The organism is Marinobacterium ramblicola, assembly GCF_019084545.1.
Taxonomy (GTDB): Bacteria; Pseudomonadota; Gammaproteobacteria; order Pseudomonadales; family Balneatricaceae; genus Marinobacterium_D; species Marinobacterium_D ramblicola.
Window position 1 is genome coordinate 117,692 of the sequence record NZ_JAHREP010000007.1, and the last position, 24,153, is coordinate 141,844.

18 protein-coding genes are annotated in these 24,153 nt (G+C 61.4%); 8 read left to right on the top strand and 10 right to left on the bottom strand.

What is annotated here, in order from left to right; translation table 11 throughout:
* Nucleotides 1-56 precede the first annotated feature (56 nt).
* Nucleotides 57-2,318 carry a Tex family protein gene (locus tag KQ940_RS07245; RefSeq protein WP_217412767.1) on the bottom strand — a complete coding sequence of 754 codons (2,262 nt, stop codon included), beginning with the start codon at nucleotides 2,316-2,318 and terminating at the stop codon, nucleotides 57-59.
* A 39-nt stretch (nucleotides 2,319-2,357) separates the two neighbouring features.
* Nucleotides 2,358-3,794 carry a pyruvate kinase gene (gene pyk, locus KQ940_RS07250; RefSeq protein WP_217412768.1) on the bottom strand — a complete coding sequence of 479 codons (1,437 nt, stop codon included), beginning with the start codon at nucleotides 3,792-3,794 and terminating at the stop codon, nucleotides 2,358-2,360.
* Nucleotides 3,795-3,972: 178 nt separating this feature from the next.
* On the opposite strand from pyk, the gene KQ940_RS07255 reads away from it, so the two are divergent.
* Together KQ940_RS07255 and KQ940_RS07260 are read left to right on the top strand one after the other, a co-directional pair.
* Nucleotides 3,973-6,267 (top strand): ATP-binding protein, encoded by a 2,295-nt coding sequence (locus KQ940_RS07255; protein ID WP_217412769.1) that lies wholly within the window; start codon nucleotides 3,973-3,975, stop codon nucleotides 6,265-6,267.
* Entirely contained in the window at nucleotides 6,254-7,630 is a 1,377-nt protein-coding gene (locus tag KQ940_RS07260) for a sigma-54-dependent transcriptional regulator (protein ID WP_217412770.1), read from the top strand. Before KQ940_RS07255 ends, KQ940_RS07260 begins: the two co-directional genes overlap by 14 nt.
* A 102-nt stretch (nucleotides 7,631-7,732) precedes the next feature.
* Here the strand turns inward: KQ940_RS07260 and KQ940_RS07265 are convergent, their stop codons facing one another.
* Nucleotides 7,733-9,340, bottom strand: a complete 1,608-nt coding sequence (locus KQ940_RS07265) for a methyl-accepting chemotaxis protein (protein ID WP_217412771.1) — start codon at nucleotides 9,338-9,340, stop codon at nucleotides 7,733-7,735.
* A 384-nt stretch (nucleotides 9,341-9,724) separates the two neighbouring features.
* On the opposite strand from KQ940_RS07265, the gene KQ940_RS07270 reads away from it, so the two are divergent.
* From KQ940_RS07270 to KQ940_RS07285, 4 genes are all read left to right on the top strand, one after another.
* Entirely contained in the window at nucleotides 9,725-10,711 is a 987-nt protein-coding gene (locus KQ940_RS07270) for a TRAP transporter substrate-binding protein (RefSeq protein ID WP_217412772.1), read from the top strand.
* A 135-nt stretch (nucleotides 10,712-10,846) separates the two neighbouring features.
* On the top strand, nucleotides 10,847-11,404 hold the full coding sequence (locus KQ940_RS07275) for a TRAP transporter small permease (protein ID WP_217412773.1): 558 nt from the start codon (nucleotides 10,847-10,849) through the stop codon (nucleotides 11,402-11,404).
* Nucleotides 11,401-12,798 carry a TRAP transporter large permease gene (locus KQ940_RS07280; protein ID WP_217412774.1) on the top strand — a complete coding sequence of 466 codons (1,398 nt, stop codon included), beginning with the start codon at nucleotides 11,401-11,403 and terminating at the stop codon, nucleotides 12,796-12,798. Before KQ940_RS07275 ends, KQ940_RS07280 begins: the two co-directional genes overlap by 4 nt.
* Before the next feature lie 235 nt (nucleotides 12,799-13,033).
* Nucleotides 13,034-13,534 (top strand): hypothetical protein, encoded by a 501-nt coding sequence (locus KQ940_RS07285; RefSeq protein ID WP_217412775.1) that lies wholly within the window; start codon nucleotides 13,034-13,036, stop codon nucleotides 13,532-13,534.
* On the opposite strand, the gene KQ940_RS23060 is transcribed toward KQ940_RS07285, so the two are convergent.
* The 3 genes from KQ940_RS23060 to ilvA form a co-directional block, all read right to left on the bottom strand.
* Nucleotides 13,513-13,965: a hypothetical protein gene (locus KQ940_RS23060; RefSeq protein WP_343222629.1), complete on the bottom strand. Its 453-nt coding sequence runs from the start codon at nucleotides 13,963-13,965 to the stop codon at nucleotides 13,513-13,515. The two genes, KQ940_RS07285 and KQ940_RS23060, sit on opposite strands and share 22 nt — an antisense overlap.
* Before the next feature lie 36 nt (nucleotides 13,966-14,001).
* Entirely contained in the window at nucleotides 14,002-15,291 is a 1,290-nt protein-coding gene (locus KQ940_RS07295; protein WP_217412776.1) for an NAD(P)/FAD-dependent oxidoreductase, read from the bottom strand.
* Nucleotides 15,292-15,498: 207 nt separating this feature from the next.
* Complete coding sequence (gene ilvA, locus KQ940_RS07300) at nucleotides 15,499-17,043, bottom strand: threonine ammonia-lyase, biosynthetic (protein ID WP_343222631.1); 1,545 nt, start codon at nucleotides 17,041-17,043, stop codon at nucleotides 15,499-15,501.
* 125 nt (nucleotides 17,044-17,168) lie between these two features.
* On the opposite strand from ilvA, the gene rpiA reads away from it, so the two are divergent.
* Nucleotides 17,169-17,846: a ribose-5-phosphate isomerase RpiA gene (gene rpiA / locus KQ940_RS07305; RefSeq protein WP_217412778.1), complete on the top strand. Its 678-nt coding sequence runs from the start codon at nucleotides 17,169-17,171 to the stop codon at nucleotides 17,844-17,846.
* 106 nt (nucleotides 17,847-17,952) lie between these two features.
* Here the strand turns inward: rpiA and KQ940_RS23195 are convergent, their stop codons facing one another.
* Nucleotides 17,953-18,069, bottom strand: coding sequence for a MerR family DNA-binding transcriptional regulator (locus KQ940_RS23195; RefSeq protein WP_217412779.1), 117 nt, complete (start codon nucleotides 18,067-18,069; stop codon nucleotides 17,953-17,955).
* Nucleotides 18,070-18,099: 30 nt separating this feature from the next.
* Nucleotides 18,100-18,222 carry a hypothetical protein gene (locus KQ940_RS22935; RefSeq protein ID WP_281419220.1) on the bottom strand — a complete coding sequence of 41 codons (123 nt, stop codon included), beginning with the start codon at nucleotides 18,220-18,222 and terminating at the stop codon, nucleotides 18,100-18,102.
* Nucleotides 18,223-18,454: 232 nt separating this feature from the next.
* Here KQ940_RS22935 and KQ940_RS07315 point away from each other — a divergent pair, with 232 nt between their 5' ends.
* Nucleotides 18,455-21,346: a DUF748 domain-containing protein gene (locus tag KQ940_RS07315; protein ID WP_217412780.1), complete on the top strand. Its 2,892-nt coding sequence runs from the start codon at nucleotides 18,455-18,457 to the stop codon at nucleotides 21,344-21,346.
* Nucleotides 21,347-21,388: 42 nt separating this feature from the next.
* On the opposite strand, the gene KQ940_RS07320 is transcribed toward KQ940_RS07315, so the two are convergent.
* Together KQ940_RS07320 and KQ940_RS07325 are read right to left on the bottom strand one after the other, a co-directional pair.
* Nucleotides 21,389-22,858 (bottom strand): sensor domain-containing diguanylate cyclase, encoded by a 1,470-nt coding sequence (locus tag KQ940_RS07320; RefSeq protein WP_217412781.1) that lies wholly within the window; start codon nucleotides 22,856-22,858, stop codon nucleotides 21,389-21,391.
* Nucleotides 22,859-22,873: 15 nt separating this feature from the next.
* Nucleotides 22,874-24,133: a WD40 repeat domain-containing protein gene (locus KQ940_RS07325; RefSeq protein ID WP_217412782.1), complete on the bottom strand. Its 1,260-nt coding sequence runs from the start codon at nucleotides 24,131-24,133 to the stop codon at nucleotides 22,874-22,876.
* Between the last annotated feature and the right edge of the window lie 20 nt (nucleotides 24,134-24,153).

Sequence of the window (24,153 nt, forward strand, 5' to 3'; positions counted from 1 at the left end):
GGTGTTAAGGCCGGGGATTATACAGCCGCCGGGCGGCGCAGGGCCATGCTCTGCTGTCAGCGCTTGGTGTCGATACCCGCCGCACGCAGACGCTCAGCCAGGCTGCCCTCGCGTGCGGCCGGTTGTTCGCGCTGCACCGGTTTGCGGCTGTTGTCGGCTTTCCTCTGCGTATTGTCCTGCTGTTTCATACTCAGGCTTATCCGTTTGCGTCGTTCATCGACCTCCAGCACCCGCACCTGGACGATCTGGCCACTGGTCACCACCTCATGCGGGTCCTTGATAAATCGGTCGGCCAGCTCGGAGATATGCACCAGTCCATCCTGATGCACGCCGATATCGACGAAGGCGCCGAACTGGGTGACGTTGGTTACCACGCCCTCCAGCTGCATCCCCGGGCTGAGGTCGGCCAGTTTGGACACCCCCTCCCGATACTGTACGGAGCGAAACTCGGGGCGTGGGTCGCGGCCCGGCTTCTCCAGTTCGCTGAACACGTCACTGACGGTATAGCGGCCAAAGCGCTCACTGACAAACCGGCCCGGGTCGAGCTGGCGCAGCCGCTCGGGCTGATTCAGCAGTTGGCGCTGGTCCAGTCCTGCCGCCTGGGCGATCTGTTTCACCAACGGATAGGATTCGGGATGGACGGCGGAGTTATCCAGCGGCTCCTCACCGTCGCGGATACGCAGGAAACCGGCGCAGAGTTCAAACGCCTTGGGGCCCAGACGCTTCACCTTGAGCAGCTCGCGGCGGTTGTGGAAGGCGCCATGTTCGTCACGCCAGGCGATAATGCTGTCGGCAAGACCGGCATTGAGGCCGGAGACATGGCGCAGCAGGGCGCTGGACGCGGTATTGAGGTCGACACCGACATGGTTGACGCAGGTCTCGACCACCGCTTCCAGTGAGTTGGTCAACTGCTGCTGATCCACGTCGTGCTGGTACTGGCCGACCCCGATCGAGCGTGGGTCGATCTTGACCAGCTCCGCCAGCGGATCCTGCAGGCGACGGGCGATCGACACGGCGCCGCGGATGGTCACATCGAGATCCGGAAATTCGGCAGCGGCCAACTCCGAAGCGGAGTAGACCGATGCCCCCGCTTCGCTGACCAGTACCGGCTGCAGCTGCAGGCCGGTTTCGCGGCTGGCCAGCTCTCTGGCCAGCTGCTCGGTCTCCCGGGAGGCAGTGCCGTTGCCGATGGCGATCAGCTCGACCTGATGACGACGGCACAGCTGGGCCAGGGTGGCCAGCGACTGGTCCCACTGGTTACGCGGCGCGTGGGGGTATATTGCAGTATGTTCGAGCAGGCGTCCGGTGCGGTCGATCACTGCCACCTTGACCCCGGTGCGCAGGCCCGGATCCAGCCCCAGTGTCACCCGGGCTCCGGCCGGGGAGGCCAGCAGCAGATCGTGCAGGTTGCGGGCGAACACCTCGATAGCGGCGGTTTCGGACTGCTCGCGCAGGCGCTTGACCAGTTCGTTCTCCAGCTGCGGCTGTAGCTTGCGGCTCCAACACTGCTCCAGCGTCGCCTGCATCCAGGCCGACAGGTTGTGCGGACGCAGTCGCCAGTGGCGCTGGATCAGCTCCAGTCCCAGGTTCTCCTGCCCTTCGGGTAGCTCCAGCTTGTATTTGATCACCCCCTCCTGTTCGCCGCGCAGCAGGGCCAGGGCGCGATGGGAGGGGATACGGGCGATCGCTTCGGCGTAGTCGAAGTAGTCGCGAAACTTGCTGTCCGGATCCGCCTTGCCACGGGCGGCACGGGTGTGCAGCAGCCCCTGCTGCCAGAGCGCCTTGCGCAGCGCCTCCACCAGATCGGCGGACTCGGACAGCTGCTCGATCAGGATATGGCGGGCGCCCTCCAGTGCCGAGTCCACATTGGGGATACCCTTGTCGTCGGCGATAAAGGGCCGCGCCGCGCTCTCCGGATTCTGTGCCGGATTACTCAGCAGCGCCTCGGCCAACGGCGCCAGACCGGCCTCACGGGCCTCCTGCGCCTTGTTGCGCCGCTTCGGGCGGTAGGGCGCGTAGAGATCCTCCAGCCGGGCGCGACTGTCGGCGGCGAGCAGGCTGTTTTTCAACTCGTCGCTCAGTTGGCCGCTGTCGCCGAGCTGGCGCAGGATCGCCTCGCGGCGGCTCTCCAGCTCGCGCAGCTGGCCCAGCCGGGTGTGCAGCTCACGCAGTTGGGTGTCGTCCAGGGCGCCGGTGGCCTCTTTGCGGTAGCGGGCGATAAACGGCACGCTGGCGCCCTCGTCGAGCAGGGCGACGGCAGCGCGCACCCGGGCCGCGTCGACACCCAGGTCGGCGGCCAGTCGTTGTTCGATCTGCATCGGCAGTGGATATCCTCAGGCTATGGCTGAGGTGCCCGTTCAGGGCACCTGGATGATCTGCAGGGAGTTGGTGCCGCCATGCACGCCCAGTTGCTGTCCGCGGGTCAGCAGTACGGTATCGCCGCTGGCGATCTTGTCGGCGGCGACAAGCACCGCCAGCAGCTCGCGGTTGAGCGCCTGTTCGCTGACCGCGGTGGCGTCGAAGAACATCGCTTCCACACCGCGATAGAGCGCCACGCGGCGCATGGTCTGCTCGTTGCGGGTCAGCGCATAGATCGGCAGCCCGGAACGGATACGGGACATCCACAACGGCGTGGAGCCGGATTCGGTCAGGCAGATGATCGCCTTAACCGTCGGCAGGCTGTTGGCGGTGTACATCGCCGAGCGTGCGATTGCCTCGTCGGTGCTGCTGCAGGGGGTGTCCGGCTGGGTCGGTGCCGGCCGTGACAGCTGATGCTTCTCGGCACCCTGGCAGATCCGCGTCATCGCTTCGACCACCTCCACCGGGTAGCTGCCGGCGGCGGTTTCGGCCGACAGCATCACCGCGTCGGTGCCGTCCAGAATCGCGTTGGCCACGTCGAACACCTCGGCACGGGTGGGCATCGGGCTGGTGATCATCGTCTCCATCATCTGGGTCGCGGTGATCACCACCCGGTTCAGCTCGCGGGCGCGGCGGATGATATGTTTCTGCACGCCGATCAGTTCGGCGTCACCGATCTCCACGCCCAGGTCGCCGCGGGCGACCATGACGCCGTCGCAGGCAAGGATGATCTCATCCAGCGCTTCCGGCGTGGCCACGGTCTCGGCGCGTTCCACCTTGGCGATGATCTCGGCTCGACTACCTGCGGCATCCAGCAGCTGCCGCGCCTCTTCCAGGTCGGCGCCGGAGCGCGGGAAGGAGACCGCGACGTAGTCCAGGTCCAGTTCGGCCGCGACCTTGATGTCGGCCTTGTCCTTGTCGGTCAGTGCCGCTGCCGACAGGCCGCCGCCCTGGCGGTTGATCCCCTTGTTGTTGGACAGCTTGCCGCCGATGGTGACTTCGGTGTGGATGCGGCTGCCCTCGATAGCGGTGACACGCAGCTGCACCCGGCCATCGTCGAGCAGCAGGATATCGCCGGTGACACAATCCTGCGGCAGCGCCTTGTAGTCGATACCGACCGCCTGCTGGTCGCCGGCATGGGTATCGAGCGCGGCATCCAGGGTGAACGTGTCACCGATGCGGAGCTCGATCGGCCCCTGGGCAAAGCGGGCGATACGGATCTTCGGCCCCTGCAGGTCACCCAGGGTGGCGACCGAGATACCCAGTTTCCGGCTGGCGTCCCGTACCGCCTGTACGCGTTGGCGATGATCGTCGGCACTGCCGTGGGAGAAGTTCAGGCGCACGGTGTTGACGCCGGCGCGGATAAGCTGCTCCAGCACACCGGGTTTATCCGTGGCGGGTCCCAGGGTGGCTACGATCTTGGTACGTTTCTGCATCGGTCGGTCTCTGCTTGGAGGGAGAATCGCCTATTCGGCTAGGCGTGACTAAAGTAAAATCGAGTGTTTTCAATTTCAAGTCACTGCGCTTTCTAACGAATAGCCTAATAACTGCATGCCGTGTTAACTCTGAGATTCACGGCAGGTTTAATTTCTTCATGTTGGGAGATCCGGTTGCATGGCGGTTGAATCCGGCCACCCCCTGACCTCGCTCAGGGCGTACAGACCCCTGTTGGTCGTGCTGCTGCTGATGCTGTTTGTGCTGATGCTGGTCGAGACGGCTGTGCTCAGCCGTCAGCAGGCAATCGCCGAGCTTCAGCAGAATGCGGAGTCCCATCTTGACCGCTACCTGCAAAGCTTGCAACAGCGACTGGATCGCTACAAGGATCTGCCGCATCTGCTGGCGACCCACTCCGAACTGCTGTCGGCGCTCGACGAGCGACCGGATGAGCAGGCGATACAACGTGCCAACCTCTACCTGGAGCAGGTCAACAGCGTGATGGGCACCACCGATGCCTATCTGATGAACGCCAGAGGGGTGACGGTGGCGGCCAGCAACTGGCGCTCGGAGGCTACCTTCATCGGCCGTGACTTCAGTTTCCGGCCCTATTTCCAGGACGCACTGAAGGGGCAGGAGGGGCGCTATTTCGCCCTCGGCACCACCTCGAAACGGCGCGGATACTACTTCTCCTATCCGCTGCACGAGGCGGGTGAGATCGTCGGTGTGGTCGTGGTCAAGGTGGATCTGCATGACGTGGAGCAGCACTGGAGCAACTCGCAGATCGAGCTGCTGGTCACCGATCCGGATGGCGTCATCTTCATCTCCACCCGTCCGCAGTGGAAGTTTCGCGCCCTGCAGCCGCTGTCGACCCAGGATATGCAAAGGATCGTCGATAGCCTGCGCTACGGCGATGTTCAGCTCACCTCGCTGGATATCGTCAAGCGAGAGCAGCTTGAGCGCGATGGAGAACTGATCACCCTGCTCGACAGTCGGCAGATCGAGAACGAGGCGCTGGACGGGCTCAAGCCGCGCCAATTCCTGCATCAGCGAAAAGCGGTACCGGGGTTCGGGCTGTCGGTATCCGTGCTGGCCAGTCTCGAACCGGTCGAAGCGGCGATGTTCGAAACCCTGCTGCTGGTCGGATTCAGTACCGCGGCGATTGCGCTGCTGGTGCTGTTCCTGTTGGCGCGTCGGCGCATCGTCAAGGAGCGCGCCGGATTCCAGCAGCGCGAGATGCTGGCGCTGGAGGAGAATGAGGCCCGCGTGCGGGCGATCATCGACAATACCCATGCCGGGCTGGTGATGCTGGATGAGAGCGGTTGCATCGAGTCGATCAACCCCACCACCGAGCATCTGTTCGGTTACTCCCTGGCGCAGCTTCAGGGGCACTACTTCAGTCAGCTGCTGGCGCAGGAGGATCGCGCCGCCTGCTGGCGCCATATCCTCTCCGATGAGCCGGATCAGCCGGACCTGCTGGCGGTGGAGGCCACCGGTCTGCGCCACGACAGCTCCCAGATTCCGCTGGAGGTGTATATCAATCGGATGCGGCTGGCCAGCGCACGGCACTATATCGTCACCCTGCACGATCTGACCGAACGCAAGGCGCAGGAGCGTGCGCTGAAGGTGGCGCATGAAGAGCTGGAGAGCCGGGTGCAGGAGCGCACCGCCGATCTCAGCCATGCCAACAGCAAGCTGCTGGAGGAGATGAAGCAGCACAGCCAGACCCAGAACGAACTGATTCAGACCGCCAAGCTGGCAGTGATCGGGCAGATGTCAGCCGGTATCAACCATGAACTGAACCAGCCACTGACGGCGATCCGCAACTACTCCGACAATGCCCGTGCCTTCCTCAAACGCGGCAAGCTGGAGACGGTTGACGCCAATCTGGAGGAGATCAGCGGCCTGACCGAGCGCATGAGCCGTATTATCCATCCGCTCAAGGAGTTCGCCCGCAAGAGCAGCGGCAGCACCGATCTGGTCAACCTGCAGGCGGTGCGTGACGGCGCCATGTCGCTGATGTACGGCCATTTTGAAAAGGCGGGAGTCGAGGTCAGCTGGCCGTCGCGGTTGTCGGACTACTACGTATTGGGTGATATCCTGCGCCTGGAACAGGTATTGGTAAACCTGCTCTCCAACGCGGTGCAGGCGATGGAGCAGGTCGAAACGCGCCGGATCGATGTGGGCGTCGAGATCGAGGGCCAGTGGCTGCGCCTGTCGATACACGACCAGGGCCCCGGTATCGCCGAAGCCGATCTGGAGCGGATCTTCGAACCCTTTTTCACCACTAAGAAATCGGGGCAGGGGCTGGGCTTGGGACTGTCGATATCACACCGTATCATCGAGACATTGGGCGGGCGGCTCAGTGCCGCCAACCATCCCCAGGGCGGAGCGGTGTTCACCGTAGAGTTGCGCCGAGGCGCGCGCCCAGAACTGACCACCCATCCGTCGGAGAGAAGCGATGAACAGGAGTGAAAGCATCACCGCCGCGCCGGTGCTGCTGGTCGATGACGAGAAACATATCCGGCTGGCGGCGGGGCAGACGCTGGAGCTGGAGGGGTATGAGGTCGAGACGCTGGAGCGGGCCGAAGGGGTGCTGGAGCGGATCGACGAGAACTGGCCCGGGGTGGTGGTCACCGATATCAACCTGCCGGGGATCGATGGCCTGGAGCTGATGAAGCAGGTCCAGGGGGTGGACCCGGAGCTGCCGGTGATCCTGATTACCGGTCATGGCGATATCTCCATGGCGGTCACCGCCATCCGCGACGGTGCCTACGACTTTATCGAGAAGCCCTTCGCCTCCGAGTTTCTACTCGATACCGTGCGCCGTGCAGTGGACAAGCGCCGGCTGACGCTGGAAAACCGGCGCCTGCGCCAGGAGCTGGAGAGCCAGAACGCACCCGGACCGCGGCTGGTCGGCAACAACCCGCGGATGGTGGCGTTGCGCCGGTTGTGCAACACCGTGGCGGAGACCCCGGCCGATGTGCTGCTGTTGGCGGAAACCGGCTCCGGCAAGGACCTGGTCGCGCGCTACATCCATGAGCGCAGTCCAAGGCGGACAAAAAACTTCGTCGCCATCAACTGCGGCGCGGTGCCGGAAAACCTGATCGAAAGCGAACTGTTCGGGCATGAAGCGGGTGCGTTTACCGATGCCAAAACCAAGCGGATCGGCAAGTTCGAACATGCTCACGGCGGCACCCTGTTTCTCGATGAGATCGAGAGCATGCCGATGTCGCTGCAGATCAAACTGTTGCGCGTACTCGAGGAGCGTACCATCGAGCGGTTGGGGTCCAACAGGTTGATTCCGCTCGATATCCGTGTCATCGCCGCGGCCAAGGTTGATTTGAAGAAACTGGCCGAAGCGGGCGAGTTCCGTGAAGACCTCTATTACCGGCTCAATGTTGTGCGCATCGAGATTCCGCCGCTGCGCGAGCGGCGGGACGATATTCCGCTGCTGTTCCAGCACTTTATGCTGGTGGCGGCCGCCCTCTATGGCCGAGAGGTGGTCGAGCTGTCGGCGGAGCGGATGCACAGCCTGCTGCTACACGATTGGCCCGGCAACGTGCGTGAGCTGCGCAACCTGGCCGAGCGTTATGTGCTGCTTGGCGAGTCCTGTACCTTCGACTTCGATAACCGTCCGATCGTCGACAGCGGCGCCGGCAACGGCCTGACGCTGCCGGAGCAGGTGGAGCGCTTCGAGCGGATGCTGATCCATACCGAGCTGTCCAACCACGGCGGGTCGATCAAGGATACGCTGGAGGCGCTGGGTCTTCCGCGCAAGACCCTGTACGACAAGATGAGAAAGTACGGCCTGGACAAGAACGACTACAAGGCCTGAACCGGGTCCAGACAAGCGCAACCGAAATAGCAAACAGCCCGCTACGTAACGTGCGGGCTGTTTGCTGTTTTGCGGAAGTGGCGGATCTCCGCCACTCTTGGGTCAGACCTTGAAACGTTTGACCATCTGCTCGAGCTGCCCGGACAGATCGCTCAGGTGTTCGGCGACACGGGACAGCTCCTTCGAACGGGTCGAGGCCTGCTCGGTACCGGTATTGATGTCGAGGATGCTCTGCTCCACGCTGGCCGCCATCTGCGTCTGCTCGCGCACGGCGCCGGCCACGTGGTGGTTCATGTCGTTGATCACCCGTACCGCTTCGGTGATGTTGTTCAGCGCATTGGCGGTGCGCTGCACCTGCTCGACACTGTCGGTTGCCCCGTCCATGGCGGAGCGCATCGCGCCAACCGCGTTCTTGGCATCGATCTGCAGGTCGCTGATGATCGTATTGATCTCGACGGTGGAATCGTGGGTACGGCTGGCCAGGGTGCGGACCTCGTCGGCGACGACGGCAAATCCGCGCCCCTGCTCACCGGCGCGCGCGGCTTCGATGGCGGCGTTCAGGGCCAGCAGGTTGGTCTGCTCGGCGATCTTCTGGATCACCTCCAGCACCGTGCCCACCTTCTGGCTCTGGGAGTCCAGCCGTTCGATCACCTCCGTTGCCTGTTCGATACCGGACTTCAGGGACTCAATCGCGTGGATGGCGCTTTGCGTCACCTTGCTGCCTTCCTGACTCTCCTGCAGCGCGCTGTCCGATGCCGAGACGGTATTTTCGGCGCTGGATTCGACGCTCTTGGTCGCCGCTTCCATCTGCTCCATCGCCGTTGCCACCGAGCTTGTACGCATCTGCTGATCGCCGACCGCCTTCAGTGCCCGACCGGAGATGTCACTGATCTGCCTGCTGGAGTCGGTGAGCTTCAGCACCGTGTCGCCGACATGCTGGATGCTGCTCTGGAAGTTGCCCAGCATGGAGTTGAAGGCGGTGGACATCATGCCTATCTCGTCGCTGGAGTCGATCTTGATGCGGTGGCTCAGATCCGAGTTGCGCTCGACCAGATGCATGGTGTCGGACAGTGAGTTGATCGGCTTGATCACGATCCGGCGCAGGATCAGGCCGATCAGCAGCACGCCGCCGACGAACAGCGCCAACTCCACCAACGCCACGTTGCGCAGGTTGACCAGGATATCCCGGTCGATCTTGGCGAAATCGTAGGTCACGCGCACGGCACCGAGAACCGTGCCCTCTTCGACCTGGTGGCAGAGCAGACAGTTGGTGCCCTTGTACTCGCTCATCGCCTTCATCGGCGTGATCACGGTCAGGCGGTGACCCTGCTCGTCGTCGAACTCCTCGACGATATGCTCGCCCTTCATGGCGCGGCGATCGAGATCGTCCATCACCACTGCATCCTTGCTGCCTGGGCCGTATACCTGGGTCACGGCATCGCCACGGATGATGCGGGCTTCGGTCAGTGATTCATTGCTGAGGATCTTGTTCTGCAGGGCACCACGATTCTGCATGGCGCCGCTGAGCATCAGGATATTGGTGCTGTCGAAGTAGGAGTCGGCGGTGGCCAGGGTCGTGAACTCGGCTACATCGCGGCTGAGTGACGTCTGGCTTTGGTAGATTGCGGTCAGTGAACTGACAAATACAACCAGGAATACAACGACAAGGGAGAGATTGACTTTAGTCTGGATGGATAAGCTTCTATTCACTGCGCACCTGTTCCCTGTAATACGGGCTTCTTCTTCTGGATTAACGGCATGTTGCGCAAATTCTAAACATGAATCAACCGAATAAACGATGATCTGGTGCAAATCAACAACACTAATTGATCGGCATTCCCAGATTGGTTGGCGAAAATCCACTCATTTTCTCGTGATGGATGTGTGGATTTCCGCCGATTTTCAAACGAGCCTGAGAGATTGATACCGAGTGAGAGCCGATTGATGAATTTTAATTAACTGATTCTAAAGATTATTTTAACTATTTTTTCTGATGGATCCGGTGTTGGTATCAATTCTGCTTATCTAGGTTTGCCCACGGGTCGAAGACAGGCCCGAACGATAACTTTAAGAATGCAACACAGGAGAACTCCCATGCGTCTACTGACCGCTGCTATGGCAACCGTCGCGCTGACCTTCGGTGCCCAGGTCGTCACCGCTGCTCCAATCGAAATCAAGTTTTCCCACGTCGTGGCCGAGAATACCCCGAAAGGCAAGATGGCGATTCGCTTCAAGGAGCTCGTGGCCGAGCGCCTGGGCGACAAGGTTGTGGTCGAGGTGTTCCCGAACTCTCAGCTGTTCGGCGACGACAAGGTGCTGGAAGCGATGCTGCTCGGCGACGTGCAGATGGCGGCACCCTCCCTGTCCAAGTTCCAGAAGTACACCCCGGCGCTGCAGATCTTCGACCTGCCGTTCCTGTTCAATGACATGGCTGCCGTCGACCGCTTCCAGCAGAGCGAAACCGGTCAGGAGCTGCTGAACTCTCTGCAGAGCAAGGGCTACGTGGGCCTGGGTTACCTGCATAACGGCATGAAGCAGCTGTCCGCCAACGAGCCGCTGCGCGTACCGGCCGATGCGAACGGCAAGAAGTTCCGTATCCAGACCTCCGACGTGCTGGCTGCCCAGTTCGAGGCGGTCGGTGGCGTGCCGCTGAAGAAGCCGTTCTCCGAAGTGTTCACGCTGATGCAGACCAAGGCGATCGACGGTTCCGAGAACCCCTGGACCAACATCTACTCGAAGAAGTTCCACGAAGTGCAGTCCTACATCACCGAAACCGATCACGGCGTACTCGACTACATGGTGGTGACCTCGGCCGAGTTCTGGAACGGGCTGGACGACGACATTCGTGGCGAAGTGAAGAAAGCGCTGGATGAAGCGATCGCCTACGGTAACGAAGAGGCCGCCAAGCTGGCCGCCGATGCTCGCCAGAAGGTCATCGACTCCGGTCGTACCGAGGTGATCCAGATCACCGAAGCCGAGCGCGAGCAGTGGATCGAAGCGATGAAGCCGGTATGGAAGAAGTTCTCCGGCGATATCGGTCAGGAGCTGATCAACGAAGCACTCAAGGCCAACGCGAAATAATCACCGACCGGCGCTTATCCAGAGGGGGCGTGTCATCGCCCCCTTTCACCACCAGTGGGTACACTGGATGTACAGGAAAGGCCGGGGTCTCCCCTGTGCGTCTGACGCACGCCCAAGTCGGATAGAGGTTTCATCATGGCTCTACGTAATCTGGTCTCTCAGCTTGAGGAGGCGATCCTGTCGCTTCTACTGGTCGGTATGACCTTACTCGTATTCGCCGAAGTGGTTGCCCGCTTTGGTTTCAACGCCGGGATTCACTGGGCTCAGGAAGCCACGCTGCTGATGGCAGGGTGGTTCGTCCTGTTCGGTGCCTCCTACGGCGTCAAGGTGGGTGCGCATATCGGTGTCGATGTGTTTGTGCGCCTTTTGCCGCCTCCGGTGTACCGGGCGGTGACGCTGTTCGCCATTGCACTGTGTATCGGCTACTGCGTTCTGTTTCTGGTCGGCTCCTGGGAATATGTGATGAAGATGCGGATGATCGGCATCGAGCTGGAGGATATCCCGGTGCCGAAATGGACCGCGTCCACCATCCTGCTGATCGGTTTCGCGTTGCTGATCGTGCGTTTCGCGCAACTGGGCTGGAAGGTGTTCAAGGGCGAGTTCGAGGGTTTCCATTTTGCCGACGAAGCGAAGGAGAGCATGGAGATCGCCCGTGAGTTGAAAGAAGCGGAAGAGAAGGAGGCGCGCTCATGACCACGGCGATGCTGTTTATACTGTTGTTCGGCTGCATGCTGATGGGGATGCCGATCGCGATCGCGCTGGGCCTGTCCAGCGTGACCACGATCCTGCTGTTCTCCAACGACTCCCTGGCGTCGATCTCATTGAAACTGTTCGAGGCGACCACCTCGCACTACACGCTGCTGGCGATCCCGTTCTTTATCCTGTCGTCGGCGTTTCTATCTACCGGCGGTGTGGCCAAGCGGCTGATCAACTTTGCCGTCGACGCCATTGGTCATGTCCGCGGCGGCCTGGCGATGGCCTCGGTGATGGCCTGTATGCTGTTTGCGGCGGTCTCCGGCTCCTCACCGGCCACGGTGGCCGCGATCGGTTCCATCGTCATCGCCGGTATGGTGCGCTCGGGTTACCCGGAAGCCTTTGGCGCCGGCGTCATCGCCAACGCCGGTACCCTGGGGATCCTGATCCCGCCGTCGATCGTGATGCTGGTCTACTCGGCGGCGACCGAGGTCTCGGCGTCACGCATGTTCATGGCCGGTTTCATCCCCGGCATCATGATGGGGCTGCTGCTGATGATCGCGATCTATATCGCGGCGCGGATCATGAAACTGCCGGCCCAGCCTTTCCCGGGCTTCGGCGCCCTGGCCCGCTCCGGCGTGATCGCGCTTGGCGGTCTGATGCTGATCGTCATCGTGCTGGGCTCCATCTACGGCGGTATCGCCTCGCCGACCGAAGCTGCATCGGTGGCGGCGATCTACGCCTACCTGATCGCGGTACTCGGATACCGCGATATCGGCCCGCTCAAGGGCGTTGCCTGGCGTAATGGCAACGAAGGCATGGGCAGTGCAGTGGTGCGCAACGGCGTGCTGATGCTGCTGGCCTTCCCCCGTTCGGTCTGGCATCCGGAGGTACGTAAGGTGTTGGTCGATGCCGCCAAGGTATCGATGATGCTGCTGTTCATCATCGCCAACGCGATGCTGTTCGCTCACGTGCTGACCACTGAACGCATCCCGCACCAGATCGCCGAGGTGATCATTCAATGGGGGCTGCCGGCCTGGGGCTTCCTGATCGTGGTCAACATCCTGCTGCTGATCGCCGGTAACTTCATGGAGCCCTCGGCAATCCTGCTGATCATGGCGCCGATCCTGTTCCCGATCGCTATGCAGCTCGGTATCGATCCGATCCACCTTGGCATCATCATGGTGGTGAACATGGAGATCGGCATGTTGACGCCGCCGGTGGGGCTGAACCTGTTCGTTACCGCCGGGATCACCGGCCGCGACATGGTCTGGGTGATCAAGGCCTGTCTGCCCTGGCTCGGCCTGCTGCTGTTCTTCCTGATATTGATCACCTATATCCCGCAGATCTCGCTGTTCCTGCCGGAGTATATCGACAAGCTCCGGGGGTACTGATTCGTAACAGGAGATCCGGCACGAAGCGAAAGGATTCGCTTCGTGCCAGCTGCGACTCTGCTTCAGCCGCCACTCTCCCAGGGGTGGCGGTTTTTTGTGTGTGATCCTTGGTGGCGGGGACGTAATCCCGTTCCCTATTCAGGACAATACTGTACTCCGCTGGTCGGATACCCGATCCACCACCATGGCGGTATAATCGCCACGCTTGATGAGTTGGCCATCTGGAGTGGAGTGAATGTTGGGCGCTGTTGCTGCAATCTGGGGTTTTGTCGGTATCTGTCTGTTGTTCGGCAGTGCTATCTACAGGCTTGGACCCATGGCGCTGGATCTGTCTGTGCAGGGGTTCAGCTGGTACCACTGGGCGGCACTGATCTTCAGCATCCTGTTCATGGGCTTCGCCGAGGGCTACAGGGGCTTTCAACAGAATTTTTCGCCGCGGGTCGCCGCGCGTATCCGCTACCTGTCGCGCAATGTCACACCGATGCGGGTGATCCTGGCGCCGATCTTCTGCATGGGCTTCTTCCACGCCAAGCGCCGGCGACAGATCATCAGCTTCTGCCTGACCGGCGGTATTATCGTGCTGGTGCTGCTGGTGCGTCATCTCGACCAGCCCTGGCGCGGCATCATCGATGCGGGCGTCGTGCTCGGGTTGAGTTGGGGCGTTCTGTCGCTGGCGGTGTTCACTTACCAGGCGTTTACTCGTAGCGATTTTGATTATTCGCCGGAAACCCCCTGATCGAGACGAAAAATATCCCCATCCCAAGACGCGGACTGGGGACAAGTGTTGAACGCCAGAGGGATCAGGCGAGGACGTAGCCCAGGATCAGGAACAGGATGAAGGTGATCGCCGCCCCCAGTACCGCATAGGGGATCTAAGTCCAGGCGTGCTGCATCCACCGCCATTGGTAGCAGGAAGTTGATCAGGCCCACGGTGGGCGAGACCTTCTTGATTCTGGAGGTGTCGAAACCATCCATGATCGTCCCCGGCGCGGCGGTGGAGTCGACCAGGTAAGCCAGCTTCTCGCGGGAGATCCTGTACTTGTCGGTCAGCGTCTTCATCGACGCGGAGACCGCCAGCGAGTTGAGGTAATCGTCGATAAACACCAGGATGCCGAGCACACAGGTGGTCAGCATGGTGCCGCGCTTGCTCTTGATCCGGCGGGCCACAGCCCGTCGGGTTGGGCTGTGGGCCTGCCGGCCGGGTCAGATACCGAGTTTGTCCCGCAGGTTGTAGTAGGCGGCACCGATCGCGGTGTAGGGCACCCGCAACATCCGCCCGCCGGGGAAGGGGTACTGGGGCAGGGAAGCGAAGATGTCATAGCGCTCCGCCTGGCCCTGAATCGCATCCGCCAACACCTTGCCCGCCAGATGGGAGCAGGTGACGCCGTGGCCGCTGTAGCCCTGCGCGTAATAGATATTGGCCCGGGCGCTGACCCGGCCCAGCTGTGGCAGGCGCATCAAGGTGAGCAAGAAGTTGCCGGTCCAGGCAAAGTCGATCTTGACGCTGTTCAGCTGCGGGAAGGTCTTCAGCATCTTCGGCCGGATCAGCGATTCGATCTTGCCCGGTTCGCGGGCGCCGTAGGTGACACCACCGCCGTAGATCAGGCGGCCGTCACCCGACAGGCGGAAGTAGTCGAGCAGATAGTTGCAGTCCTCCACGCACTGATCCTGCGGCAGCAGTTCCCGCTGCTGCGCCGCGCTCAGGGGAGCGGTGGTAACTACCTGAGTGCCGCAGGGCATCGCCTTCGCCTGCAGCTTGGGTAGCAGATCGCCGAGATAGGCGTTACCGGCCACGACCAGGAAGTTGGCGGACACGCAGCCCTTTGGGGTATGGATCTTGACCCGGTCACCCTCGACCACTTTAACCGCGGGGGAACCTTCATAGATGGCGCCGCCGAGGGATTCGAACGCCTGCGCTTCGCCAAGGACCAGGTTCAGCGGGTGGAAGTGACCGCCGGAACGGTCCAGCAGCGCGCCCTTGTAGCGGTTGGTACCGATATAGCGGCGGGTTTCGCTGGCGCTGAGCAGCTCGAGATCTTTGTGACCGTGGCTCTGCCACAGCGCCTGCTTCTCCTTCAGTTCGTCAAACTGCTTGTTGTTGCATGCGGCGAAAATGCCGCCATCCTTCAGATCGCACTGGATGTCGTAGTCCTTGACCAGGCGGCGGATGATGCGGCCGCCCTCGAACGCCATGGCGCCCATCGCCCTGCCCGTGGCCTGGCCATAGTGGCGCTCGATAAAATCGATATCGCGGCTGTAGCTGTGTACGATCTGGCCGCCGTTGCGTCCAGAGGCGCCGAAACCGATGCGGGTTGCTTCAAGCACGACAACCTTGAACCCCTGCTCGGCCAGATGCAAAGCCGTGGAGAGCCCGGTAAAGCCTGCGCCGATGATGCAGACATCGGCCTCAACCTGATCCTTCAGCGGCGGGCGAATGCGCTTGTCGTTGGCAGACGCCGCGTAATACGAAGTGGTATGTGAAAGCGCGGACATGATCTTTTCGAAACCTCACCTACCGGCCCAGCGTCCGGAGATTGATGGAGTTTGCAACCGTCGGCGACGATTGCCCTTGCTCGCACACAATAGGTTTCAGGCGAGCAGTCGCGATATACCCTTCCGGGGATATTTTTCATGGCCTGGCGCTGTGGTGTGACGCGGAGGAGGAGTCCCCGAGGCGTTGCCCCGGGGGGAGGGCGGAATCTAGCCCAGAAACAGCTTGTACGCGGTGTTGTCGGTCTCCTCGAAGTAGGTGTAACCGATCTCCTCGAGGAACTGTCCGACCTGGTCGTGCTCGTCGCTGGGTACCTGCAGGCCGACCAGTACACGGCCGTAGGCGGCGCCGTGGTTGCGGTAGTGGAACATGGAGATGTTCCAGCGTCCGCCCAGTTTGTTGAGGAACTTCATCAACGCGCCCGGCCGTTCCGGGAACTCGAAGCGGTAGACCACCTCGTTGTCCACGCTGGCGGGGGCGTGTCCGCCGACCATGTAACGTACATGCAGCTTGGCGGTTTCGTTGTCGGTGAGGTCGACCACATCCTCGATATGCTCGTGCAGTTCGGCCAACAGCTCTTCCCGGCCGCCGTTGTTGGGGCGGATCTGCACCCCGGCAAACACGATCGCCTGGCTGTCATTGGCGTAGCGGTAGTTGAACTCGGTGATGTTGCGCTTGCCCAGTGCCGAGCAGAACTGCTTGAAACTGCCGGGACGCTCCGGGATGCGCGCGGCGATGATCGCCTCGCGCTGTTCGCCCAGCTCCGAGCGCTCGGCGATGTGGCGCAGGCGGTCGAAGTTGACGTTGGCGCCGGAGTCGATGGCGATCAGCGTTGTGCCTTCGACCTGCTCGCGGGCGACATACTTCTTCATGCCGGCCACGCCGAGGGCGCCGGCCGGCTCGCACACCGAGCGGGTGTCGTCGAAGATATCCTTGATCGCGGCGCAGATCTCGTCGGTGCTGACGGTGATCACCTCGTCGACGTAGTCCTTGGCCACCTCCCAGGTGTATTCGCCGATCTGCGCGACGGCGACGCCGTCGGCGAAGATGCCGACCTGATCCAGCTTGTCGCGGAACCCCTTCTCCATCGCCAGCGCCAGGCAGGCGGATTCATTGGATTCGACGCCGATCACCTTGGTTTCCGGACGCAGGTATTTGACATAGGAGGCGATACCGGCGATCAGGCCGCCGCCGCCGACCGGCACGAAGATCGCGTCGATCGGGCCGCTCTCCTGGCGCAGGATCTCCATCGCGATGGTACCCTGGCCGGCGATCACGTCCGGATCGTCATAGGGGTGTACGTAGACCAGTCCCTTCTCCGCCATCAGCTTCTCGGAGTGCGCGCGCGCCTCGTCGAAGGTGTCGCCGTGCAGCACCGCCCTGCCGCCGAGCCGGCGGACGTTGGATACCTTCACGTCCGGCGTGGTCTTGGGCATGACGATGGTGGCCTTGATCCCCAGGTGCCGTGCAGACGCCGCCACGCCCTGGGCGTGGTTGCCCGCCGAGGCGGTAATCACCCCACGCGCCTTCTCCTCGTCACTCAACTGCGACATCTTGTTGTAGGCGCCGCGAATCTTGAATGAGAACACCGGCTGCTCGTCTTCCCGCTTGAGGAGGACGCGGTTACCAAGGCGTTCGGACAGACCACGCGCTTCCTCCATCGGCGTTTCGACGGCGATGTCGTAGACACGGGCTTCGAGGATTTTCTTGATGTAACGCTGCATGGGGCCTTCTGAGTCTGCTGTGACAGAAATTGGCGCGAAATTCGCGCAGAGTGAGGGGAGAGATGGTATCGGCTATGCCGCGTAGCGTCTATAAGGATGGTGTAGTGTTGCGTATAATCGCGCCATCCCAGAACCCTATCAGATCAGGACAGGCGATGACCCAGGACGAGATGAAACAGGCCGTGGCAGAAGCGGCCGTCGCACGAATCCGCCCCTTGCTGCAAGACGACACCATTGTCGGTGTCGGTACCGGCTCCACCGCTAACTTGTTTATCGATGCCTTGGCCAGCGTCAAACACCTCTTTGCGGCAGCGGTGGCCAGCTCTGAAGCTACCGCCGAGCGCCTGCGCGGGCACGGCATCGATGTAGTGGACCTCAACAGCGTCAGTGAACTAGCGGTGTATGTCGATGGCGCCGACGAGTTCGACTCCCACTTAAACCTGATCAAGGGTGGCGGCGCAGCGTTGACCCGCGAGAAGATCGTTGCCGCCGTGGCCAGGGAGTTTGTCTGCATCGTCGACAGCACGAAACGGGTCGATCTGCTCGGCGAGTTTCCGCTCCCGGTGGAGGTGATCCCGATGGCACGCTCCTATGTGGCGCGTGAACTGGCCAAACTGGGCGGTATGCCGATTTACCGTGAAGGTGTGGTGACCGACAATGGCAACGTGATCTTGGATGTCCACGATATGGAGATCCTCGATCCCAAGGCGCTGGAACAGCAGATCAACAACATCGTCGGGGTGGTGACCAATGGCCTGTTTGCGCGGCGCCCGGCCGATGTGGTGCTGATGGGAACTCCGGACGGGGTTGAGGTACTACGCGACACCCACTGACCAGCTGTTGCCGGATCCTCAGGGTGGATGCGGCCGTTGACGCAGCTATTGTTGAACAGTCCCAGCATCGGGCAGTCGGATCGGCTGCCTGTGAGGGGAGGTGGCGCTAGCCGGAGGCGAGGTGTTCGGGGAAGGGGGGCAGGCCTCTACGTTCACAATACCTTAGGGTTTCGACGCTGAGGCCCTGGCGCTTGGCGAGTTCACCATTCCTGAGTCTTGTCATGCGTCTCAGTCGGGCAAACCCTTAGCGCTTTTACCACTGTACGACCTGGGTCAGTACCAGGGATACCGGCATGGTCACCCACGCCAGCGCCACCAGGTTGATCAGAATCCAGCCGAAGCCGCTGTCGTCGCGGAAGTTTTCATTGTGAGCCATCGAATATTCACCCTTGATTAGAGATAAAACTAAGCAAAATTTTATATGCTGTTGTTATCGTTGGAATTTCAAATGAACAGCATAGAGCGGGACAGAATTCTACCAGAGCTTCGGGATTCTGAGTATCAGCCTTCCGACGCAAGCAGTAACGGAAACGCCCCAGCCGGGGGGCTACACTGAGGGACGTGCCAAGCCTCTGGCACAGCGACAGGCAGAACGGGGAGAGTGCGTAGTGACTAGATGGATGAAATGGAGTGCGGCTGCCTTGCTGCTGGTGATACTGGTGCTGTTTAGCGCTCCCTACATCGCTCGCGATCAGCTGGTCATCTGGCTCTATCAACAGGGGGCCGACGACGCCCGCCTGGACGCCCTGAAGGTCAACTGGCTGACCGGCCGGGTGCAGATAAGAGGTTTGCGGGCGGAGCGTGAAGGCTACTATCCGCTGCAGCTGGACCGTTTGCAGCTGGCGCTGGATTATCGCTCGCTGCTGCAGCAACAGATCCGCATTCTCGCCCTGGAGCTGGACGGGCTCCGCGGAGGCCTGGCATTGCGCGACGGCGATCAGTGGCTGGGGCCGATCAACCTCAGCGCGCTGACCGGCGGACCGGCACCGGAGCAGCTCGCGGCCGACGATGACGTGGCGAGCCCCTGGAGCTTCGGGGTCGACAAGCTGCAGTTGAGTGCCATCGACTGGCATCTGGCGCTGGCGCGGCAGGAGCATCGGTTGGAGTTGGATAATCTCCACCTCGGGGCGATCTATCTCTGGGCACCGGAGCTCGAGACCGCACTGAACCTCAGTGGCCGCATCAACGGCGCCCCCTTTGCGCTCGACTCTACCTCCGTGCCGTTGCCGGCACAGAAACACGGCAAACTGAAGCTCAGTATCGACCAACTGCCGCTCAAACCTATCCTGGGCGAGTGGCTGCCTCAGTTGGATGCCAGGCTGACCACCGATCTGAGCCTCAGCGCCCAACTCGACGGACAGCGGATCAGCCTGCTGCCAGAAGGTTCGATCTCCATCGGCGCCCTGACCTGGCAGGACACCGGGCTGAGCTTCGCCGCTGAGCGCATCGATTGGCAGGGGGCGGCGGCCCTGGGCCTGGACGCACTGCGCCCGGACCGTATCGAGGTCAACGGCAAGCTGGATCTGCCCAGGGGTGTTGCCCTGGGACAGCCAACACTGAACCTCAGCCTGGCGCAGCTGGGCTGGCAGGGTGGGCTGGTGCTGCAGATGCCCGAGCAGTCACCGATGACACTGAGCCTGGAGGGTGCCTTGGGTAGTGACCGGCTCGATGTTGTGCAGCAAGGCGAGCAGGCGCTGGCCTTGAGTCTGGCGGATGTGGCCTGGCGGGGTAACAGTCGGCTGAGCTTTGCCGAGGGGGAGCAGACGGGGATCGACCTGTCCGGACAGCACGCGCTGCGCCTCGGCGCACTGGCGCTGAGCCAGGGTGACAGCCTCGCTCTGCAGCTGGACAGCCTGAGCCTCGATACCGCGTTGACTGGCGAAGCGTTGCAGCGTTGGCAGCTGGAGAATACCCAACTGGCATTGGGGCCGTTGACGCTGCGCCAGGGCAAGGCGCTAGAGCTGTCGCTGGCGAGCCTGAATGGCAGGCTGAGTGGCCGATATGACCAGAGCTCCAATCAGCTTGGGTTGCAGGCACCGGCGCTCTCCACCGGTGCGGCGGTCGTCCGGCTGGCGCAGAAGCCGCTGGCCGCGCTCGACTCGCTAAGCCTGGCACAACTGAATCTGGCGCTGCCACTTGAGCTGGAGCTCTCCGGTGCGCAGGTCAAGGGGGTGACGCTGGCGCGAACGGAACAGAACGGACCGCTGCTGGCGCTGGCCGGTGTGGATCTGAAAAGCCTGGTACTGGATCGACAGCAGCTGCAGATCGATCGTATCGATCTGAACGGATTGGATAGTGCGCTGACCCTGAACGAGGAGATGGTGCCGGTGGATATTCAGGCCCTGCAGCATCAGCTCGACGCCCTGGGCAGCGAGGAGCCCGGGGGGCGGTCGGTGGCTGGGGAGAAAACCACCGAACAAGCGAACGAAACGCCGCTCAGAGTACGGATCGGTGAGCTGGCGCTGGCCGGTGACAGCCGGTTCCGCTTTACCGACCGCTCCACCAAACCGGCGTTCAACGCCCTGCTGGCGATCGATCATGCCAGTATCAAGGCGATCGACACCGCAGGCGATACCCAGAGCGACTTTACCCTGTCGGCTCAGGTCAACCGCTTTGCCAAGCTCACAGCGGAGGGCGCGGTCAACCTGGTCGGTTCGCCGCGCAGCGGGCACTGGAACGCGGAACTCGCCGGCATGGATCTGCCCAGTCTGAGTCCCTACAGCATCAAGTACACCGGTTACTTCCTCAAGAACGGTCAGCTCAACCTGAAGCTCGACGGCTCGCTGGAGCAGGACCAGCTCGATGGCAGCAACCATATCCGGCTCAACCGGCTCGAGGTCGATCCCGTTGATCAGGACCAGGTCGGCAAGTTCCAGCAGCAGATCTCGATGCCGCTGGGCACCGCGGTGGCGGTGTTGCAGGACGGTGATGACAATATCGACCTGGACGTGCCGATCAGTGGCTCACTGGACGACCCCGAGTTCGATTATCAGAGCATCATCAGGCGTATCGCCGGCAAAGGGGTGAAGCAGGGGGTGATGAGTTATCTGCTCCAGGCGATGCAGCCCTATGGCGCGCTGATCTCGCTGGCGCAGACGGCGATCGAGGCGAGCCAAACCGGCGCGTTCATTTCTCTGGAGCCGGTGCTGTTTGAACCCGGTACGGCTACGCCAAAGGGTGAGGTGGATGGCTATCTGGCCAAGCTGGCGGAGCTGATGAACGCGCGTGATGGGTTGCGGTTGAACCTGTGCGGGATCAGCGTGGCGCAGGACCGTGGCTTGCTGGATAGGGCCTTGGTCGAGGAGAACGCCAAGCGGGACAAGCCGCTGGAGGGCGAGGCGTTGGCGGCAGAGCTTGACGGCCGCCTGCAGCAGCTGGCCAATGGCCGTGCCGAACAGCTCAAGCAGCGGCTGCAAGCGAGCGTTGCGGCCGATCGCCTGTTTCTCTGTTATCCCCAGATCGACAAGGAGGGACAGCCGCGGGTGGAACCGGCACTTTAACCGGCCGGTTTTCTACTACAGCATCTGGTCTGGGAGTAGAGGTCAAACAGAGGCGACCTGGTTCCGTCCACGGGATTTGGCGAGGTACAGGTTTTTATCCGCCCGGTTAAACAGCGTCGCAAAATCATCCTCGGGCTTGGCCTCTGCAACACCGAAACTGCAGGAGATCTTCAGCCCGGCTTTCAGCCTGAGTCTCAGTACGTCGGCGCGAATACGCTCCGCTGTTTCAATGGCACCCTGCAAGGGGGTGGCCGGTAGCAGGATAACAAACTCGTCGCCGCCAAACCGTCCGATAGTGTCGGTTGCACGCAGGCTTGTGCGTACCGTATCGCACACGCTGATCAGTGCCTTGTCACCAATGACGTGGCCAAATTGGTCGTTGATCGTCTTGAAGTTGTCGATATCCAGCACGATCAGCGAAAAGGGTTGTCTGCTCCGTACGCAACGCTGTAACTCTATTGCGGACTGATTCAGCAGCATGTGACGTGACGCGGCCCCGGTCAGGGCATCCTCCAACACCCTTTTACGCAGCTGCTGGTTGTCGGCGATCAGGGTCGGCACGGAGAGGCCGAAGAAGGCGCTGGCGGCAATCACGCTAATGGCAAACTGATAGACCATCACATAGTCCATCAAGCCAAACAGGTTGACGCCGAGGGCGATCAAAAAGCTGCCCAGCGCGACGCTGATGGCGGTGCGAACCGGGCTCTCGGTATAGGTGATCCACATCTGTGGCACGATCAGGAAGAACACCGCAAAGGCACTCTCCTGGGTACGGACGACCGACGCCAAAATCAGGGTGGCCAGCAGTAAAACCGAGTTCAAGGCCAATTTATAGCCGAAGCGGTTGGTCGCATGCTCGCGGGCAAAGCTGTACAGGTCGCCGACCCAGAATTTCGGCGTGGGGTAGATACGGGTCAGCAGACTGATGAACAGTGGGCTCATGACGAGCACGCCGGCCATGTCACCGATCCAGAACGGGAACCAGGTGCTCGCCAGATCCTCCGCCGGCATCATATCGGTCAGTATCAGGCCCTGCAGCACGGCAAACACCGTCAGTAGCGAGGATAGCGCGGCAATCAGCAGGAAACTGATGATCAGGTGGTAGAGCTGAAGCGAGCGGTGGTTGGCCAGGTAGCGCAATAGGCGCGCACCCAGATAGTAGGGGGTAATATGGGTGACGCCGAACACCAGTCCTGCTGCCAGCAGCTCACCAGGCGGCAGGTTGAGCTGATACTGGTAGTCGGTCCAGATGGTGCTGATGACGGCACAGAGCATGATATGGGGAATGACCCGGCTGCCGACTACCAGCAACCCGGCGAAGGTCATGCCCGCTGCCGGAAACCAGACGCTGGCGTGGCTGGTGTACTCGACCAGCAGCCCCAGCGCCCAGACCGCCAACCAAGCGCCGACAAAACCCAAAGACAGCCGCCAGCGGCCGAAATCGAATCGATTCGCTATCAGTTGAGAGTCCCCGGTATGGGATGGCGTTGCCGGTTTCATGTCATTGTGCATGTCATATGTCGGCTGTCAGCCGGTCGCTCCCCAGAAAAACAGTTCACCGGTGTCACTGCCGCCGATTATGGCAGCTCCGTTTGCCGATATCATCATGGGCCAGTTCATGATCTTCGTTGGATATTGCCATAGCTGTGCCTTCGCCGGGATATCGAACAGGTAGAAATTGCCCGGGCTCTCATCGGTGTTGCCCCCTGAATGTTCATCGGCCGGCTTGCCATCTGTTGCAGTGACATAGTTTGCATCGGTATCGAGGCTGACCCCTGGATTGGGCGAGTATTCGATATCGGCGATCATCAGCAGTTCTGGAGCTTCGTGTGCTGACGTTTTAACGGATTCGACCAAATATAGTCTACCCAGCGGATCTTGGGATGAGGCATTGCCATTTTCCGCAAGGTTGACGCCGACCGCCAATATCACCTTACCGGCGGCTGTTTTGGTGATATCGAAACCGTAGGCCAGGCTTAGATCCAGGTCTGGCGGCTGATAGGTCCACAGGGGTGAGTCCGGCGTCGTGCTGCTGTCGGTAAACAGTGCACAGCTGCCGTCATGCAGGGAGGCGCCCCAATAACTGCCGTCGGCTACCACAGCAACGCGCATGGAGCCAGCCGACAGGGCTGCATCACTCTGCCGGTAAAGTTTGCCGTTATCGACATTGAACGCGATCACTTTGCCATCGGTCTTGTCGTCATCGGTGTAGGCGATGGCCGAGACCGCAGCGCGAGTGCCGTTGGTCGAGATTTCGCAGCTGTTGAAACCGTATCCGGCCAGGCTGAAGTGGTCGGTCAGTTGATACGCGGTTTTTTCGTTGTCGAGTTGATAGAGCTGAAGCACACCGGATTCGATGTTATCCAGGTATTCGGTGAAGGTGGCCAACAGGTAGGTGCCGTCTGCAGACAGGCTGACCTGATTGACCCGGCCCGGCAGGGTTTCGTTCAGCAGACAGGGTGCGCCGGTCGTGACCGCGTACGCCTGAAGGAAACCATTATTGGGGCCGGATTTGCTGGTTTCGCCTCCTGCAGCGGCAATACCGCCCTGTTCGCTGACCGCAACCCAGAATACACCCTGGTAGCAGCTTTGCTTGCTGATGGGGACGGCAAATATGTTTTGTCCTTCGGCATTGCAGGCATAGAAGGTGAAGTTACCGGAGTCGAACTCGCTTGAAGTGCCGTAGACTACGATGGAACCGTCGCCATTGATTGCCGTACTGTTGATCTGTAGTCCCTTCTCGGACTGGTGGGTCCAGGTCGGTGTTTTATCGATTATTGCCGTCATCTTCCATGTTCCTTGACGCT

Coding starts and splice junctions, on each gene's coding strand:
- rpiA (WP_217412778.1), top strand. CDS start 17,169: ATGACCCAGGACGAGATGAAACAGGCCGTGGCAGAAGCGGCCGTCGCA.
- KQ940_RS07270 (WP_217412772.1), top strand. CDS start 9,725: ATGCGTCTACTGACCGCTGCTATGGCAACCGTCGCGCTGACCTTCGGT.
- KQ940_RS07255 (WP_217412769.1), top strand. CDS start 3,973: ATGGCGGTTGAATCCGGCCACCCCCTGACCTCGCTCAGGGCGTACAGA.
- KQ940_RS07275 (WP_217412773.1), top strand. CDS start 10,847: ATGGCTCTACGTAATCTGGTCTCTCAGCTTGAGGAGGCGATCCTGTCG.
- pyk (WP_217412768.1), bottom strand. CDS start 3,794: ATGCAGAAACGTACCAAGATCGTAGCCACCCTGGGACCCGCCACGGAT.
- KQ940_RS07295 (WP_217412776.1), bottom strand. CDS start 15,291: ATGTCCGCGCTTTCACATACCACTTCGTATTACGCGGCGTCTGCCAAC.
- KQ940_RS23195 (WP_217412779.1), bottom strand. CDS start 18,069: ATGACAAGACTCAGGAATGGTGAACTCGCCAAGCGCCAGGGCCTCAGC.
- KQ940_RS07245 (WP_217412767.1), bottom strand. CDS start 2,318: ATGCAGATCGAACAACGACTGGCCGCCGACCTGGGTGTCGACGCGGCC.
- KQ940_RS07320 (WP_217412781.1), bottom strand. CDS start 22,858: ATGCACAATGACATGAAACCGGCAACGCCATCCCATACCGGGGACTCT.
- KQ940_RS07280 (WP_217412774.1), top strand. CDS start 11,401: ATGACCACGGCGATGCTGTTTATACTGTTGTTCGGCTGCATGCTGATG.
- KQ940_RS22935 (WP_281419220.1), bottom strand. CDS start 18,222: ATGGCTCACAATGAAAACTTCCGCGACGACAGCGGCTTCGGCTGGATT.
- KQ940_RS07285 (WP_217412775.1), top strand. CDS start 13,034: ATGTTGGGCGCTGTTGCTGCAATCTGGGGTTTTGTCGGTATCTGTCTG.
- KQ940_RS07325 (WP_217412782.1), bottom strand. CDS start 24,133: ATGACGGCAATAATCGATAAAACACCGACCTGGACCCACCAGTCCGAG.
- KQ940_RS07260 (WP_217412770.1), top strand. CDS start 6,254: ATGAACAGGAGTGAAAGCATCACCGCCGCGCCGGTGCTGCTGGTCGAT.